Origin of the sequence: Bradyrhizobium sp. NAS96.2 (assembly GCF_001908235.1) — a bacterium.
GTDB lineage: Bacteria > Pseudomonadota > Alphaproteobacteria > Rhizobiales > Xanthobacteraceae > Bradyrhizobium.
This window is the reverse complement of record NZ_LGHK01000079.1, coordinates 37,582-53,934: the sequence shown is the minus strand read 5'-3', so window position 1 is coordinate 53,934 and position 16,353 is coordinate 37,582. Positions and strand designations below refer to the sequence as shown.

The following is a 16,353-nucleotide window of genomic DNA, read 5'->3' as shown; positions in this document are numbered from 1 at the left end:
CGAAGCTGCCTGGCTGCTGATTGCACACATCAGACTCCTGACCCGCAGACTTGCCGCTGCAGATAGGGGGCGATGATTTATGAGTCAGACTCTCAGGATGACGGCACTGACAGCGCGCCCCGCAGCGACGGTCACGCGGTCCTTCACTCGCGCCATCAAATCTCGCCGATCACCTCGCGGCGGCGCTGCTCGGATTCTTCGGCGTAGCGCCGCATTGCGTGCGCCTCGGTGAGCAGGCCGATCGGCCGCCGGTCGCCGTCGCCTTCGACCACCGCGAGCGATTCGGCTTCGGCCGCGTCGAACACCGCGATCGCCTCCTGGACGTTCATGCCGGGATGCAGCACCACGTCGGCGTAGCGCAGGATAGCCGCAAGGCCCTTGTCCTCCTCGAGGTCCGGCGCGTGGGCTTCGGCGACCAGCGCGAGCCCGGCATAGCGTCCCTCGCCGTCGACCGCGACCACCTGGGTCTTCGAGCCCGGCGGGAATTCCTCGCGGAACGCCTCGATCGGCATCGCCGCGTTCACGGTCGTCATGTCCTGCCGCATCATCTTGCCGACCGTGAGATCGCGGATCCAGCCGATATCGGCGGCGCTGCGGATGGTCTCGCCGCGCAGATGCAGCCGCCAGGTCGCGAACGAATAGCCGAACAGCTCGCGGGTGATCGTGGTCGAGATGATCACCGCGACCAGCACCGCGGTGGTGAGCCAGAGATTGCCGGTGGATTCCAGCGCGATGAACGACATCGTCAAGGGACCGCCGATCACCGAGGCGGACAGCGCGCTCATGCCGATCACCGCATAGGCGTTGGGATCGAGATCCAGCCCCGGCCACACGATGTCGACGCCGGCGGCGAACAGCCGGCCGCCGAGCGCGCCCATGAACAGCGTGGCGAAGAACAATCCGCCGCGGAAGCCGGATCCGAGCGACACGATCGAGGCGAGCGCCTTCAGTGCGAACACGGCGGCGATGAAGGTGAGCGGCATCGCCACGATGCCGGCGAAGCGCAGCGCGCCATGGCCCGACGACATCACCTGCGGCGTCAGCAGCGCCATCGCGCCGACCGCAAGCCCGCCGAGCGCCGGCCGCAGCGGCTGCCAGAGCCGGGTTTTGGTGAGCACCGCCTCGCACAGCGTCACCCCGCGCATGATCGCGATCCCGGTCAGCGCCGCGACCATGCCGAGCAGCGCGGCGATCGCAAGATCCCGCCCGAGCACGTCGCCGACGGTTCCGACGCCGACGCCGAGCGGCAGCGGCTCGAAGGCATGGGCGACGAAATAGCCGGTCACCGCCGCCACCCCGACCGGGGTCAGGCTCGCCGGCGTATAGCCGCCGATCACAAGTTCGAAAGCGTAGAAGGCGCCGGCGAGCGGCGCGCTGAAGGCCCCGGCGATCGCCGCCGCCGCGCCGCAGCCGACCATGATTCGCTGATCGTTGCGGCGGAGGTGGAAACCGCGGCCGAGCGAGGCGGCGAGGCCGCTGGACAGCTGGGTGTAGCCGGCCTCGAGCCCGACCGAGCCGCCGACGCCGCTCGACCAGATCGTCTGCAGCGCCACGATCACGCTGCCGCGGAACGACATCCGGCCGCCATAGAGCGCGTTGGCCTCGATCGGGTCGATCTCACGGGCCGGCCGGACCCGCAGCAGCAGCAGGAACGCTATGCCCAGCAGCAGGCCGCCAGCCGTGGGAACCAGCAGCGCACGCACCGGATCGATGCTGGGCTGGCTCGACAGCCGCTCGCCCAGCGGCAGATTGAACAGCACCGAATGCAGCACCGTGACGAGGCTGCTCATCACCGCCACCACGAGGCCGCCGATGGCGCCGATCAGCACCGCCAGCACCACAAGGCTCGTCTCGTGCGCACGCACGAATGCGCGCAACCGGCGCGGCGCCTCGAGATAGCTTGTGGTCGTGGTCATCGGCAGGGTCCGTCACTGGCCGAGGGGCTTGCGGCTCCCTTTACGGGCCTCGCGGGCAGGAGGCAATCGGGGCAGGAACATGGCAGGGGACGGCGGATAAGCTGCTCATTGCTCTTCACAATCCCGTCACGCTGCCTGTAGTATGTGAGTGCATGCTGCTTCGCAGCTAATGGGAGATCAGGAGCGTTATTTGAACGCACATGTCTCGCAAGGCGGTTGGCCGGTGCTGGTCTTGAATGCGGACTTCCGGCCGCTGAGTTATTACCCGCTGTCGCTCTGGTCCTGGCAGGACGCGATCAAGGCGGTGTTCCTCGATCGTGTCAACATCGTCGAATATTACGACCGGGCGGTACGAAGTCCTTCCTTCGAAATCCAGTTGCCCAGCGTCGTATCCCTGAAGTCCTTCGTCAAACCGACCACCCACCCCGCCTTCACCCGGTTCAATGTTTTCCTGCGCGACCGATTCAGCTGCCAATATTGCCTGTCGGGCGACGACCTCACCTTCGATCACATCATTCCGCGCAGCAAGGGTGGCCAGACCACCTGGGAGAACGTCGTTGCCGCCTGCTCGCCCTGCAATCTGCGCAAGGGCAATCTGACGCCGCAGCAGGCCAAGATGTTTCCGAAGCAGACACCCTACGCCCCGACGGTGCATCAGCTCCACCGCAACGGCCGGCTGTTCCCGCCGAACTATCTGCACGAGAGCTGGCTCGATTATCTCTACTGGGATACTGAGCTCGATCCGTAGGGCGCGATAGCGAGCGTCGTCCCCCGCACGGAATGCAAGCTGGTACTGCTGTTGTTTGGAGTCAGGCGGGTCGCTTCGTCAGGGCCGCCTCACCCTCTTCGCGTCCGGGCACGCTGACATGGACTTCATGTCCCAGCCTGATCGCCAGCGCCGCGGCGGCAGTTGCCGCCTCGAATGCAGCTTCCTTGGTGGCGTATCCGGCATTGAGATTGCCATCGTGCAGGACGCCCCATTCCTCGCCGGCCGCGATCACCGCGTATTGAGCCAAACCCATCATGTCCTCCTTGCGCAAGACGGTGCTGCGTCACGTGCCGTTGCGCCGATATGTCTTGCGGACGACCGGCCAACGGCCGGTTCGGAGCGAGGTTCCTACGCGCAACCGGCCCGGCTCCGGCACCGATTAGGAACGAAGCTGCGTCGGCGGCGTCGACTTGAGTGGTGATGAACAGGACGCCAATCATGGTCCGAGAAGGCCCGGCCGAACCAGCGCCAGCAAACACAATTGAGACGCCCCAGGAAAGGCAGGCACGTTTCTACGGCATGATGTTCACGGCGGCGATCATCGCGCTCGTGATCATCGTCGTCGCCTACATGCTGGTGCGATAGACGCGGACCGGCGCGAGCCGGACCGCAAGGGTGCCAGCCACGATCTCCGTTTCGAGAATCGTGCCGACGGTCGCCATGCGTATCGCGTCACTGCCGGTTGCGCAGAAATATCCATCCGCCACCGCTTCGTTCCGCGGTCCCGCGCGTTCATGGAACATGCCCGATCGCAAAGCGAAATCGTCCTCTGCGTCTGCACGCCTGTGGCCGCTGCTGGCCGTGAACTTCTTCATGGCAGACATGCAGTCCGGGATTGGACCGTTCGTCGGGGTCTTCCTTCAGTTGCATGGCTGGACCAGCGGCCTGATCGGGACTGCCCTAACGCTCGGCAATGTCGCCGGCATGTTGATCACGACGCCGATCGGCGGCTGCATCGATACGACGAACCACAAGCGGGCATGGGTGATCGTGCCAGGCGTCGCGGTCGTGGTGGCATCGGCCGTCATCCTGATGTCGCAAAGCTTCTGGGCCGTCGCGCTGTCCCAGGTTGCGACCTCGATCGCGGGCGCGGCGATCGTGCCGGCGGTCACCGGCATCACGCTCGGCATCGTCAGACAGCGCGGCTTCAACCGGCAGAACGGCCGCAACCAGGCATTCAACCACGCCGGCAACATGGTCGGCGCCGCGGCATCGGGCTATCTCGGCTGGCAATACGGCTATGTGGCGGTGTTCGTGCTCGCCGCCCTGTTCGGCGCGATTACGATTGCTTGCGTCCTGATGATCCCGCCCGGCAGCATCGATCACCACGCGGCACGCGGCAAGGAAGAAGACCCGGACAGCCAGCCCAGCGGCTTCTCCGTGCTGGTCAAGCACAAGCCGCTGCTGGTGCTCGCCGTCGCACTGGCCGCGTTCCACCTCGGCAACGCGTCGATCGTACCTCTCTACGGCCTTGCCGCCGTCGCAGGCAATCATGCCAACGGTCCGAGTTTCGTCGCGACCACGATCGTGGTGGCGCAGGCAGTGATGGTCCTCGCGTCGATCGCGGGGATGCGCGCAGCCGAGCGCCGCAACTACTGGTCGGTCCTGCTGCTGTCGTTCCTGGCGTTACCCGTGCGCGGCGTGCTGGCGTTCTTCCTCTCCGGCTGGTGGGGCGTCCTGCCGGTACAGATCCTCGACGGCATCGGCGCCGGCCTGCAAAGCGTGGCCGTGCCGGGAATGGTCGCGCGATCACTGAACGGAACCGGCCGCGTCAATCTTGGGCAAGGCGCGGTCATCACCGTCCAGGGCATCGGCGCCTCGCTCAGCCCCGCGCTCGGCGGCTGGATCGCACAATGGGTCGGCTATGGTCCGGTCTTCCTGGTGCTCGGCGGATTGGGGCTTGTGTCGATCGCACTCTGGATCGTCTTCCGGTCGACCGTGCAGGAATTCTGACGTCTTCCGTGATCGCATTAGCGTGATCATCCGCGGTGTTCGGAGGTATATTATTGCATCCTAATAGTTCGTATCCTATCTAATTCCCATGCCTCCGTCGCAATCCCATATCCACGCCGAGATCGGCCGCCTGATCACCAGGCTCGGGCGGATCTGGCGCCGCGAGTCGGATCAGGCGCTGTCCGATCACGGCCTGTCCTACGCGACGGCGATCCCGCTGCTGGTGCTGTCGCGGCAGGGGGAGAACGTCCGCCAGGGCGTGCTGGCCGACGAATTGGGGATCGAGGGGCCTTCGCTGGTTCGGCTGATCGATCTGCTCGAATCCGAAGGCCTGGTCGAGCGCCGCGAGGACCCGACCGACCGGCGCGCCAAGACGCTGCATCTCACCGTTTCAGGCGAAGCCAAGGTCGAAGAGACCAACCGGGTGCTACGCCGCGTGCGCGCAAGCCTGCTGAAGGATATCGGCAGCGAGGAACTTGCGGTAACCTTCGAGACGCTCCAGCGCATCGAGCAGCGCGCGAGCCGCCTGCAGCACGCCAAGAGTGTTCAAGGCAAGACTGCTGCAGACAAGACTGCTGCAGAGGCGAGATAGTCATGCGCGCGGAAGAGCCGTTCCTGGTCCGCCACGCGGACCTCATCTTCGCGTTGAAGACGTTCGCCGCGTCGATGCTGGCACTCGTCATCGCATTGGCGATCGATCTGCCGCGTCCCTATTGGGCGATGGCGACGGTCTATATCACGTCACAGCCGCTGGCCGGTGCGACCAGCTCGAAGGCGTTCTTCCGCGTGATCGGCACCCTGGTCGGCGCCAGCATGACGGTCGCCCTGGTGCCGAACCTGATCAACGCGCCGGAACTGCTGTGCCTTGCGATCGCGCTGTGGGTCGGCCTCTGCCTTTACCTGGCGCTGCTCGACGGCACGCCGCGCAGCTATATCTTCATGCTGGGGGGATACACCGTCGCGCTGATCGGCTTTCCATCGGTGGCCGATCCGGGCAGCATCTTCGATGTCGCGCTGGCGCGGGTCGAGGAGATCTCGCTCGGGATCATCTGTGCCAGCCTGGTGTCGACTGTGGTGTTTCCGCGCAGCGTCGCGCCGGCGGTCGGCGGCCGCGTCAGGAGCTGGCTGGCGGATGCGCGCCGCCTGTCCCGCGACGTGCTGCTTGATCGCGGCACCAGCGAGACGCGCCGGGCCCAACGCCTCCACCTTGCGACCGACATCGTCGAGATCGATACGCTGGCGACCCATCTCGCCTACGACCGGCTGGCCGACGCCGGCACCGTACGTGGCCTCGGTGAGGTCCGCCTGCGCATGCTGATGCTGCTGCCGATCGTCACGTCGATCGAAGACCGGCTGGCCGCGCTCGGCGAAGCGGCGCTGCAAAGGCAACCGGAGTTGCGGCGCCTGATCGGCGACCTCGCCGCATGGATCGTGGACGAGGATCGCTCGCGGCAATCCGGCGAGCAGATCCGCGCCGCGATCGCCGAGCGGCAATCGGCACTCGACGGCCTCGCGCCGCGGGAGCGCATCATCACCATCAGCCGGCTGCTGCGGCTGCGCGAGCTTGTCGACATCTCGGCCGACTGCCGCGCGGTGGGCGATGCGATTGCGGCGGGCCAGGATATCTCCACCGTCCCGCTGGCGTTCCACCCGGAGGCGGGCGCCGCGCCGGTCCGTCATCGCGACCACGGCATGGCGCTGTGGTCGGCCGCGGGGGCGGCGGTAGCGATCCTGATCTGCTGCGGCCTGTGGATTGCGACCGGCTGGCCCGACGGCGCCTCGGCGCCGATGATGGCGGCGGTCGCCTGCTCCTTCTTCGCGGCGCAGGACGAGCCGGCGCGCAGCATCCGGGCCTTCGGCCTGTTTTCGCTGGTCGCGATCGTCGTGGTCGCGATCTATCAGTTCGCGCTGGTGCCCGGCATCTCCCACATCGAGGTTCTGATCGCCGCGCTGGCGCCGACCTTCCTGTTGTACGGTTTCCTGATCGCGCGGCCGAAAACCGCGCCGATCGGCATGGCGCTCGCCGCCAACACCGCGACGCTGCTCGCGCTGCAATCGACCTACAACGCGGATTTCGCCAGCTTTGCCAACACGTCGGTCGCCTTCTTCCTCGGCGTCGTCATCGCCGAGATCGTGACGCGTGTCGCGCGCGGCGTCGGCGCCGAATGGATCGCCAAGCGGCTGATGATGTCGAGCTGGCAGACGCTGGCGGTCGCGGCCGAGCGGCGCGGCCGCGGCGATCGCGCGCAATTTGCCGGCCTGATGCTGCATCGGCTCGGACTGTTGGTGCAGCGCATCGCCTTCATCTCCGAGAGCGACCGCCGTGATGCCGACAGCCTGGTCCAGCTGCGCATCGGACTCAATATCATCGACCTCAGGCGGGCCCGCTACGGCCTTGCGGCGTCGACCGTGCGGGCCATCGACGACATGCTGGACGACCTCGCGGCGTCGTTTCGCGCTCATGCGGACCAGGCGATGCCGGCCGAACTGCTGTCACGCATCGACGCGACGGTGACCGCGGTGGTCAAGGACCCCGATGAGCGCGCGCGGGACGATGCATTGCTCGGCCTCGTCGGCATCCGCCGCGGCCTGTTTCCGGATGCGCCTGCGTATCGATCGCAGCCCGAGGAGAGTTTTGCTGCATGAGGTATGAGCTCGACATCTATGGTGTCCTGGTCCCGGCGCTGCTGCTGTGGCTCATCGTTGCCTACGCGCTGAGCGCGGTGGCGAGCCGGATCATGCAGCGCCTCGGGCTCTACCGGCTGGTCTGGCATCGCGCGCTGTTCAATTTCGCCCTGTACGTATGCCTGCTCGGCGTCGTCGTTTATTTCTCGGAGTTTCTGCCATGAAGGGGAATTTCGCCTGGCTCGGCCGGGTCGCGCTGACCGCGATCGCGCTCGTCGCTGCGCTGGCCGTCGGTCGCGCGCTCTGGGTCTACTATATGGAATCGCCGTGGACCCGCGACGGCAGGGTCCGCGCCGACGTGGTTCAGGTTGCTCCCGACGTATCCGGCTTCGTCACCGACGTGCTGGTCAAGGACAATCAGCAAGTGCATCGCGGCGACATCCTGTTCCGGATCGATCGCGCGCGCTTTGCCCTGGCGTTGCAACAGGCCGATGCTGCGGTCGCCGGCCATCGCGCCACGCTGGATCAGGCTGAATCGGATCTCAAACGCTACAGCTCGCTGACCACCGATGCGGTGTCGCAGCAGAAGCAGGAGCAGGTGCTGGCCACGCAGTTGCAGGCCAAGGCCGCTTACGACCAGGCGGTCGCCGATCGCGCCGTGGCGCAGCTCAATCTGGATCGCAGCGAGGTGCATGCATCTGTCAACGGCACCATCACCAATATGGACCTGCGGCCCGGCGCCTACGTTACCGCAGGCAAGGGCGTGATGGCGCTGGTCGATACCGATACGCTGCATGTCGAGGGCTATTTCGAGGAGACCAAGCTCGCGCGCATTCGCATCGGCGACAAGGCGCAGGTGCGGCTGATGGGCGAGCCGGTCCGGCTCACCGGACACGTCGAGAGCATTGCGGCCGGTATCGCGGACCGCGACCGCACCGACGGCGCGAACCTGCTCGCAAACGTCAATCCGACCTTCAGCTGGGTCCGGCTCGCACAGCGCGTCCCGGTGCGCATTGCGCTCGATCACCTGCCCGATCGCATCGCATTGGTCGCCGGCCGTTCGGCAACGGTCGAGATCATTGACTAGAGCAAGATGAAATTAGGTCGAACTACGACGCGCGACGGCTGTGCTCCCTCGCCCCGCTCTTCGCGGGGAGAGGGTTGGGGTGAGGGGCCATCTCCGCGTATTCGGTGATCACTGCGTTTGCGGAGGCTTCCCCTCACCCGGAACGCATCTAACGATGCGTTCCGACCTCTCTCCCCGCACGCGGGGCGAGGTGAAACGGAGCTCGTCCCTCGACTCGAAGCAAACTCATCATGCTCTAGCCGAGCCAGACGCGGGCAGCGGCATCAAGCCGGCCGCCCTTGTTGCGGACTGCGCCGGCAAGCGCGCCTATTGCACGCCGTAACGCTTGAAGTCGTCGCTGATGCTGCCTTGAATTGCCTTGGCCGCGGCGATGTCGGCATTGCCGGCGGCCTTGTCGCCCTGCTTCAGCTTCGCCAGCCCGCGTCCATAGAGTGCGCTTGCCAGCTTCGGATCGATGCGAAGCGCAGAGCTATAGTCGTCGATTGCCGCGCCAAGCTCGCCGGTCTTGAGATAGATCAGGCCGCGCGAGTCGTAGGTCGCGGCATTGGCCGGCCCCGATTGCAGCGCCTTGTTGCAGTCTTCCAGCGCCTCCTGCAGCTTGCCGAGGATGGCCCGGCTCCAGCAGCGTCCATTCCACACGCCGTCGAGGTTCGGCTCGAGGCGAATGGCCTGATCGTAGTCCTGCACCGCGCGGGCATAGTCGTTCTTCTTCAGATAGACGCCGGCGCGGTTGGCAAAGGCTTCGCCGTAGTTCGGGTTGAGCTTGATGGCCTGATCGAACGCATCGGTCGCGCGATCGTACTGGTGCTTCCTGAAATAGGCTACGCCGCGGTTGTTGAACGGCTTGGTGTAGGTTGGATTGAGCTCGATGGATCGATCAAAATCCCGGATCGCGCGGTCATAGTCTCCCTTGCCGGTGTAGGCATTGCCACGGTTGTTGTAGGCGATCGCAAGGCCGGCCGGCGTCATGTCCTGACCCGCATCGATCAGCGCCGAGCACGCACCGATGCGCGCGTCGGCCGCCGTGTGGTCGAGGCCGCTGCACAGCTCGATATTCCGCAGGTAGTTGTTCCTCTGCGTCGGGCTCTGCGCGCCAACCGACGGTGTGAGCAGCAGCAGGATGAAAAGCGCCGCCAGGCCGCCACTCCCACCGAAACCTGCGCGAGGATTCATGTCGGGCTCCGGTTTTGACGACGCCATCGTCGCCGATATCCGTGAGTAGCCGCTCAAGACTGACGCCCTGCTCGCCTAGCACCCTCGACAAATGTTCGGATTGAACCTGTGGTAGGTGTTCTGCTCGGGTTGCGGCGCCGCCCGTGTCGCGGGCTTCCTGAGCAGCTTGCTCTTGCCCTCTTCCACGAGCGTCGCAAACCTCACCGTACCGTCATCGGAAATTTCGATGCGCGGCGTGGTGCCTCGAATTCCCATCGTCGCGGCGGGAGTGTCGATCTTCATGTCGCCGGTCTTCGCGATGTTGCCGGCAACGAAGGTGAACGTTCCATTGGCCAGTTTGAACAAGGTCGAATTCGACTTGCCGTTCGGGTCGTACACGAACTCGGTCATCGCCATCTTGGCGTTGCTCGACAGATTGAACGAGGTGCCATCGGTGAAGTTGATTCCGACCCGCCCATCGGCCCCGGTCTGCACCACGTCGCCCAAATAGACGCGGTCGCCAACCTTCGCCTGCGGCGGTTGATCGGACAGGGCAGCCTGCACGACGACCGCACTCGGATGCTCGATCGTGACCGAGCCGGTGGCGGTCACCACTGTCCCGATGAAGCTCGCCGAGGAATTTTGAACCGCGGGTTGGGCCCGCTCGGTTTGCGCCAGCATCGGACCAGGCGCCAGGGTCGCGAGCGCCAAAACGAAGCTTGCAAGTAATTGAGCAATCAAATGGTTACGCACGATCCCCTCCGTTGAGAAGACCTTGTCGTGTCGCGGCGCGATGGTGATTTGGACCGCCGGGCCGGGACCGCAGGACCTCTACTGCCGACCGAGTTGCTGCAAAACAGGCCTAAGGGCCTGGTGTCGTTCGATTAAAAATTAATAAGTGGACAATTTACTTGGTAAATATACACTAAATTTAGTGGGGGTGCACTTGCGATAATTGGTAGCAGTTCTGCCGTTTCCGCGATGGCTCTCCGCTGCATTGGAAGCCGATTTTCACTACCGAATTTAGTTTCAATCAGGACGTTTCGGCGGGCGAGCCTATGGCTGCGGGTGCGGGGTCTTTTCACCTCGTAGAGACCGCAAGCCAGACCAAGAAAACGACGGCAGCACCTACCGCCTGAGCCGTTCAGCAGGCGAAAAGCCAATGTTAGTCGCGTCCGGCGTAGCGTTCGGGGGCGCGAGCTCGGCCGTATTAGGCCGGCTGCCCCGGGTGATTGGCGTTGTTGATACGGTGATCGGTTGCGGCACCATTGTGCGTGCGCGCGACGTCGCCCTCTCCGTCGTGGCCGGCGATCCGGTTTGCCAGGGTGACGTCATCGAGGTCGCAGCCGACGGGCGGGTCGAAATCCGCTTGATCGACGGTGCAATGCTCCACCTGCCGGCAGGCACCCGGCTGGCATTGGGCGATCTGACCGAGAACTCGGTCGGCGGCTTGCGGCCGGGACTGTTCGCGACAGCCAGAAGCATCTTCCGCCTCATCGGCAGGCGGCTGGCGGGGTCAGACGTGCTGACCGCGGACACGCCGGTTGGCACCGTCAGGGCCAGCGGCCTCGGCCTGCTGTCGTTCGCCGCGCTGACCTTCTCGCTGCTGAAGGACTCCCAGGACGCCCGGGCCGCGGAGCCCAACGTCACCATCCTGGACGACGACAACATCACCTACAAGGACATGCACCACGGCGTGTTCGAGCTGGTGACGAAAGAGGCGAACCCCCGGCATATCGTCGTCGACGACCCCGGCGTCACGGTCGTCCTGACCGCAAGAGGGTCGTCGGTCAGCGTAAGCCAGGTCTCGAACAGCCCTGCTCACATGGAGGATCTGCGGAACGCACAACAGGAGACGCTTGCCGGTTACGCGAAAGGAGTGTGGTCAAAAGGGTCCGGCATGCCGGCTTACGAAGGCTCGCCGCTGCTGCAGCCAATCAATTTTATCGAGCCTGACCCGTCATTAACGCCGAACCAGCTCGGACCGGTACCGATCACCCTTCCCGGGTACGTCATCACGTACACGCCGCCACCGGCGCCGCTCGTTCTGAGCTTCGGAGCGCCGTCGCCGCTGACGTTGAACGAGAGACATCTGACGGCGACGACGCTGGACGACAATATCGCCGGCTCGTCGCCGAACGAGGCCCTGACGACGACGACGGGCGACTTCGCGATAACCTTCGCCAACCCACAGGACGCGGTCGGCGCGACGGTCAACTACAGGCTGGTGATCACCGGCGGTGACGGCGCAGCGTCGGGGGTGATCGACTCGCACACTGGCCTCGCTGACGTGCTGGTTCTGAACGGCGACACCATTGAAGGCCGCGTCGGCAGCACCAGCGGGACGCTGGCGTTCACGATCGCGCTCGATCCGGCGACGGCGCACGTGACATTCACCGAGTACCGGGCGGCGGCCCAGCCGCCTGGCGCCAGCACCGGCGACAGCGACGTCATACCGCTGGCGAGCGGGGTCATCATCCTGGTTGCGACGGTGATGAAGGGCGACCAGTTCGGATATGTGACCCTCGATCTCGGCAGCAGGTTGGTGGTCGTCGAAGACGACCCGAGCATCAGCACGAGCGGAACAGCGCCCGCGCTGACGCTGAGCGAGGCGCATCTGACGGCAACGGTGCTGGACGACAACATCGCCGGCTCCGCGCCGAACGCGGCGCTGACGACGACGTCGGCCGACTTCTCGACGGCATTCAAGCCAGTTCAAGGCGCGGATGGAGCAACGGTCACCTATGCACTGGCGATCGCCGGCAGCGATGGCGCGGCCTCGAGCTTGATCGACTCGCACACGGGCCTCGCCGACGTGCTGGTCCTGGACGGCAACACGGTCGAAGGCCGTGTCGGCGCAACCGACGGCACCTTGGCATTCACCATCACGGTTGATCCGGCGACCGGGCTTGTCACCTTCACCGAGTATCGGCCGGTGAGGCAGCCGTTCGGAACCAGTCCGGACAACGGCGAAGCGGTGGCGCTGACCACTGGAATCGTCGGCTTGATTGCAACCATCACGGACAGGGATGGAGACTCCCAGAGCGCGGCTATCGATCTGGGCGGCAGGCTCAGCATCAGCGACGATGGCCCGACGATCAACGCCAATGGCACCGTGCCATCGCTGACGCTGAGCGAGAGCCACCTCACCGCAACAGCGCTCGACGACAACATCGCCGGCTCGGCACCCGATGCGGCGCTGACGACGACAGCAGCCTACTTCTCGACGGCATTCAGCTCCATCCAAGGCGCGGATGGTGCGACGATCATCTACGCGCTGGCGATCACGGGTGGCAACGGCGCCGCGTCGGGCCTGACCGACGCGCATACCGGCCTTGCCGACGTCTTGGTTCAAAATGGCAACACCATCGAAGGGCATGTCGGCTCGACCACCGGCACGCTGGCCTTCAGTATTGCGATTGATCCGCTCACAGGGCTGGTGACCTTCACCGAGTATCGCGCGGTGAAGCAACTGCCCGACACGAGCGCCGATGAAGGCATTACGTTGAGTTCCGGAGTTGTCCGCCTGTATGCCGAAATCGTGGATAGAGATGGAGACTACCAGATCGCCAGCCTCGATCTTGGCAGGCAGCTCACGATCACAGGCGACAGCCCGAGCATCAGGACCAACGGCACAACCCCCTCGCTCTCCCTGAGCGAGACGCACCTGACGGCCACCGTGTTCGACGATAACATTGCGGGCTCGATGCCGAACGCAGCGTTGACGACGACCTCGGCGGACTTCTCGACGGCGTTCAGCTCGGTTCAGGGCGCCAATGGCGCGACGATCGGCTATGCGCTGACGATCGCCGGCGGCAACGGCACGGCTTCGGGCCTGACCGACTCGCATACCGGCCTGGCCGACGTGCTGGTTCTGAACGGCAACACCGTCGAAGGACGCGTCGGGGGAATCGGCGGCACGTTGGCCTTCACGATCACGATCGATCCGGTTACTGGGCGCGTGACGTTCGCAGAGTTGCGCGCGGTGACGCAACCGCTCGCCACCAGCCCCGACAACGGCGAAGGCATCACGTTGAGTCCCGGACTCCTGAGCCTGGTCGCCACCATCACCGACAATGACGGCAACGTCCAGAGTGCGAGCCTGGACCTCGGCAAGCAACTGACCATCACCGACGACGGCCCGAGCATCAAGACAAGCGGCACCACGCCATCACTGTCGTTGAGCGAAACGCATCTGACCGCAACGGTGTTCGACGACAATATCGCAGGCTCGCAGCCGAACGCGGCACTGACGACGACGTCAGCCGACTTCTCGACCGCGTTCACCTCGGTTCAAGGTGCGGACGGCGCGACCATCGCCTACACGCTAACGATTGCCGGCGGCAACGGCACGGCGTCTGGCCTGATCGATTCGCATACCGGCCTCGCCGACCTGCTGGTTCTGAACGGCAATACGATCGAGGCCCATGTCGGCGCAACCGGCGGCACGCTGGCGTTCACCATCACGATCGATCCGGCCACGGGACTTTTGACCTTCACCGAGTATCGGGCCGTGAAGCAGCCGCTCGGCACCAGCCCGGACAGCGGCGAAGGCGTGGCGTTTGCAACCGGCATCATAGGCCTGACGGCAACGATCACGGACAGGGACGGCGACTTCCAGAGCGCGAGCCTCGACCTCGGCCGGCAATTGACCATCACGGATGACGGCCCGAGCATCAAGGCAAACGGGACCACGCCATCGCTGTCGCTGAGCGAGACGCATCTGACGGCAACGGTGTTCGACGACAACATCGCGGGTTCGGCCCCCGATGCGTCGCAGACGGTAAAGTCTGCCGATTTCTCGACGGCGTTCACCTCGGTTCAGGGCGCGGATGGTGCGACCATCGCCTACACGCTGACGATCGCCGGCGGCAATGGCACGGCGTCGGGCCTGGTCGATTCGCACAGCGGCCTTGCCGACCTGCTGGTTCTGAACGGCAACACGATCGAGGGCCATGTCGGCGCGACCAACGGCACCCTGGCATTCACCATCACGGTTGATCCGGCCACGGGGCTTATCACCTTCACCGAGTATCGGGCGGTGAAGCAGCCGCTTGGCACCAGCCCGGACAACGGCGAAGGCGTGACGCTCGGGGCTGGCCTAGTCAGTCTGGTCGCAACCATCACGGACAAGGACGGCGACGTCCAGAGCGCGAGCCTCGATCTCGGTAAGCAGCTCACGATCACCGACGACGGACCGAGCATCACCGCGAATGGCACGACGCCGTCGCTGTCGCTGAGCGAGACGCATCTGACGGCGACGGTGTTCGACGACAACATCGCCGGTTCGGCGCCGGATGCATCGCAGACGACGACATCGACCGACTTCTCGACGACATTCACGTCGGTTCAAGGCGCCGATGGCGCGACCATCAGCTACGCGCTGACGATCACCGGCGGCAACAATACCGCGTCGGGCCTGATCGATTCACATACCGGCCTCGCCGACGTGCTGGTTCTGAACGGCAACACCATCGAAGGCCATGTCGGCGCGAGCAATGGGACGCTGGCATTCACCATCGCCGTCGACCCGGCGACCGGGCTCGTGACCTTCACCGAATATCGCGCGGTGACGCAACCCCTCGGGACCAATCTCGATACCGGCGAAGGCGTTACGCTGGGCGCCGGCATCGTCAACCTGGTTGCAACCATCACCGACAAGGACGGCGACTTCCAGAGCGCGAGCCTTGACCTCGGCAAGCAATTGACGATCACCGATGACGGTCCGACGATTGGCGGGTTCCCGGAGACCTCGATCACCGGTCAGGACAATCAGATCGCGACCGGCACCTACCACATCAATTTCGGCGCGGATGGCGACGCCGGGATGCAGGTTGCGATCCACGACGGCGCGGTCGGCAGCACGGGATTCGACCTGGCCACGTCCAGCCTCGGCGGCGGCATCACCTCCGTGCATGTCACCGGAAATGGCGACGACTACACCTTCTTCTATTCGACCCACGCGGTGAGCGGCGGCGTCGAAATGGACGCCTATCTTGCGGATTCAGGCGGTACGCCGACCGATCCCTACTTCACGCTGCTGATCAATCCAGGCGGAACCTTTACCTTCGATCTCGAGAGCGTCGACGTGCTGAAGCAGGTCACCGTGACCGGCTCCACTTTCGGCGCCTCGGGCGGCGGCACGCCGTCCCTCACGGCTCCGGATGGAGAGCTCGTCATCACCGGATCCGACAACAGCGGCAATCCGATCGATGTCAAGGCGTCGAACAACGGCATCGCGGTTGGCGATACCGGGCTCAGCATGGATCCCAACGAGCAGTTGAACCTTAAGTTCTCCAACGAGCAGCCGCAGATCAGCTTCATGCTGACCCAGTGGCAGGGCAACGGCACGGCAGGCGTGATCTTCAAGGTTCTGGACGGCGGCACCGACGTGCACGACTTCAGCATCGACGTTGCAAAGCCACATACCGGCAATCCCACGGTGGTCGTGCAGCAAACATCGGATGCGTCGCTGATCAACACGTCCACTTTCGACAGCACGACGTCGACCTACACGCTCTACGTTGGCAAGGAGTTCAACCAGGTCGGGATCGATTACAATCAAGCGGCCAGCGGCAACGCCACCTTCACGGTCAACAACATCACCTATAACGAGAAGACGACCATCCCGAGCACCGATCTGCTATTCGACGTGCTTGCCGCCGACAAGGACGGCGATACGGCAACGACCAGCCTTCAGGTCGACATTCAGGGCGTTACAAACGGAGCGCCCGCGCCGATATTCGCGCCCAGTCCGGAAATTGCGGCAATGGCCGGCAGCGTCATTTCAGATCCTGTCACGCATGTGCAACATGATCTGATCCTGTAAGGGCCCTGAAGCCTGGTGAAAG

13 protein-coding genes are annotated in these 16,353 nt (G+C 64.8%); 8 read left to right on the top strand and 5 right to left on the bottom strand.

Annotated features, from left to right (window positions below):
• Nucleotides 1–155 precede the first annotated feature (155 nt).
• Nucleotides 156–1,916, bottom strand: a complete 1,761-nt coding sequence (locus tag AC628_RS18475; protein WP_074128190.1) for a chloride channel protein — start codon at nucleotides 1,914–1,916, stop codon at nucleotides 156–158.
• A gap of 190 nt (nucleotides 1,917–2,106) precedes the next feature.
• Here AC628_RS18475 and AC628_RS18470 point away from each other — a divergent pair, with 190 nt between their 5' ends.
• Nucleotides 2,107–2,664 carry an HNH endonuclease gene (locus AC628_RS18470; protein WP_016845270.1) on the top strand — a complete coding sequence of 186 codons (558 nt, stop codon included), beginning with the start codon at nucleotides 2,107–2,109 and terminating at the stop codon, nucleotides 2,662–2,664.
• A gap of 61 nt (nucleotides 2,665–2,725) precedes the next feature.
• Here AC628_RS18470 and AC628_RS18465 read toward each other — a convergent pair whose 3' ends face one another.
• Nucleotides 2,726–2,938, bottom strand: coding sequence for a hypothetical protein (locus AC628_RS18465; RefSeq protein WP_074128197.1), 213 nt, complete (start codon nucleotides 2,936–2,938; stop codon nucleotides 2,726–2,728).
• A gap of 185 nt (nucleotides 2,939–3,123) precedes the next feature.
• Here AC628_RS18465 and AC628_RS44060 point away from each other — a divergent pair, with 185 nt between their 5' ends.
• Entirely contained in the window at nucleotides 3,124–3,270 is a 147-nt protein-coding gene (locus AC628_RS44060) for a hypothetical protein (RefSeq protein WP_168193401.1), read from the top strand.
• Here AC628_RS44060 and AC628_RS44055 read toward each other — a convergent pair.
• A complete protein-coding gene (locus AC628_RS44055; RefSeq protein WP_168193398.1) occupies nucleotides 3,252–3,500 on the bottom strand; it encodes a hypothetical protein in 249 nt (82 codons plus the stop codon). The genes AC628_RS44060 and AC628_RS44055 overlap by 19 nt on opposite strands.
• On the opposite strand from AC628_RS44055, the gene AC628_RS18460 reads away from it, so the two are divergent.
• The 5 genes from AC628_RS18460 to AC628_RS18440 all read left to right on the top strand — a co-directional run bounded on the left by AC628_RS18460 (nucleotide 3,499) and on the right by AC628_RS18440 (nucleotide 8,350).
• Nucleotides 3,499–4,638: an MFS transporter gene (locus AC628_RS18460; protein ID WP_245321221.1), complete on the top strand. Its 1,140-nt coding sequence runs from the start codon at nucleotides 3,499–3,501 to the stop codon at nucleotides 4,636–4,638. The genes AC628_RS44055 and AC628_RS18460 overlap by 2 nt on opposite strands.
• An 88-nt stretch (nucleotides 4,639–4,726) precedes the next feature.
• The gene (locus tag AC628_RS18455; RefSeq protein ID WP_074128189.1) at nucleotides 4,727–5,230 is read left to right on the top strand and encodes a MarR family winged helix-turn-helix transcriptional regulator; all 504 of its coding nucleotides are present in this window, start codon (nucleotides 4,727–4,729) and stop codon (nucleotides 5,228–5,230) included.
• A 2-nt stretch (nucleotides 5,231–5,232) separates the two neighbouring features.
• Nucleotides 5,233–7,284, top strand: a complete 2,052-nt coding sequence (locus AC628_RS18450) for an FUSC family protein (RefSeq protein WP_074128188.1) — start codon at nucleotides 5,233–5,235, stop codon at nucleotides 7,282–7,284.
• Nucleotides 7,281–7,487: a DUF1656 domain-containing protein gene (locus tag AC628_RS18445; protein WP_074128187.1), complete on the top strand. Its 207-nt coding sequence runs from the start codon at nucleotides 7,281–7,283 to the stop codon at nucleotides 7,485–7,487. The genes AC628_RS18450 and AC628_RS18445 overlap by 4 nt, the downstream gene beginning before the upstream one ends.
• Entirely contained in the window at nucleotides 7,484–8,350 is an 867-nt protein-coding gene (locus tag AC628_RS18440; RefSeq protein ID WP_074128186.1) for an efflux RND transporter periplasmic adaptor subunit, read from the top strand. Before AC628_RS18445 ends, AC628_RS18440 begins: the two co-directional genes overlap by 4 nt.
• Before the next feature lie 306 nt (nucleotides 8,351–8,656).
• Here the strand turns inward: AC628_RS18440 and AC628_RS18435 are convergent, their stop codons facing one another.
• Complete coding sequence (locus AC628_RS18435) at nucleotides 8,657–9,523, bottom strand: tetratricopeptide repeat protein (RefSeq protein ID WP_074128185.1); 867 nt, start codon at nucleotides 9,521–9,523, stop codon at nucleotides 8,657–8,659.
• Nucleotides 9,524–9,598: 75 nt separating this feature from the next.
• Nucleotides 9,599–10,255: a FecR family protein gene (locus AC628_RS18430; RefSeq protein ID WP_168193400.1), complete on the bottom strand. Its 657-nt coding sequence runs from the start codon at nucleotides 10,253–10,255 to the stop codon at nucleotides 9,599–9,601.
• A gap of 475 nt (nucleotides 10,256–10,730) precedes the next feature.
• Between AC628_RS18430 and AC628_RS18425 the strand changes: the two genes are divergently transcribed.
• Complete coding sequence (locus tag AC628_RS18425; RefSeq protein ID WP_143201671.1) at nucleotides 10,731–16,331, top strand: DUF5801 repeats-in-toxin domain-containing protein; 5,601 nt, start codon at nucleotides 10,731–10,733, stop codon at nucleotides 16,329–16,331.
• Nucleotides 16,332–16,353 lie beyond the last annotated feature (22 nt).

What these genes read in the sequence shown, in the direction of transcription:
- AC628_RS18440 (WP_074128186.1), top strand. Translation starts at nt 7,484, where the DNA reads ATGAAGGGGAATTTCGCCTGGCTCGGCCGGGTCGCGCTGACCGCGATC.
- AC628_RS18450 (WP_074128188.1), top strand. Translation starts at nt 5,233, where the DNA reads ATGCGCGCGGAAGAGCCGTTCCTGGTCCGCCACGCGGACCTCATCTTC.
- AC628_RS44060 (WP_168193401.1), top strand. Translation starts at nt 3,124, where the DNA reads ATGGTCCGAGAAGGCCCGGCCGAACCAGCGCCAGCAAACACAATTGAG.
- AC628_RS18445 (WP_074128187.1), top strand. Translation starts at nt 7,281, where the DNA reads ATGAGGTATGAGCTCGACATCTATGGTGTCCTGGTCCCGGCGCTGCTG.
- AC628_RS18475 (WP_074128190.1), bottom strand. Translation starts at nt 1,916, where the DNA reads ATGACCACGACCACAAGCTATCTCGAGGCGCCGCGCCGGTTGCGCGCA.
- AC628_RS18455 (WP_074128189.1), top strand. Translation starts at nt 4,727, where the DNA reads ATGCCTCCGTCGCAATCCCATATCCACGCCGAGATCGGCCGCCTGATC.
- AC628_RS18460 (WP_245321221.1), top strand. Translation starts at nt 3,499, where the DNA reads ATGGCAGACATGCAGTCCGGGATTGGACCGTTCGTCGGGGTCTTCCTT.
- AC628_RS18435 (WP_074128185.1), bottom strand. Translation starts at nt 9,523, where the DNA reads ATGAATCCTCGCGCAGGTTTCGGTGGGAGTGGCGGCCTGGCGGCGCTT.
- AC628_RS18465 (WP_074128197.1), bottom strand. Translation starts at nt 2,938, where the DNA reads ATGGGTTTGGCTCAATACGCGGTGATCGCGGCCGGCGAGGAATGGGGC.
- AC628_RS44055 (WP_168193398.1), bottom strand. Translation starts at nt 3,500, where the DNA reads ATGAAGAAGTTCACGGCCAGCAGCGGCCACAGGCGTGCAGACGCAGAG.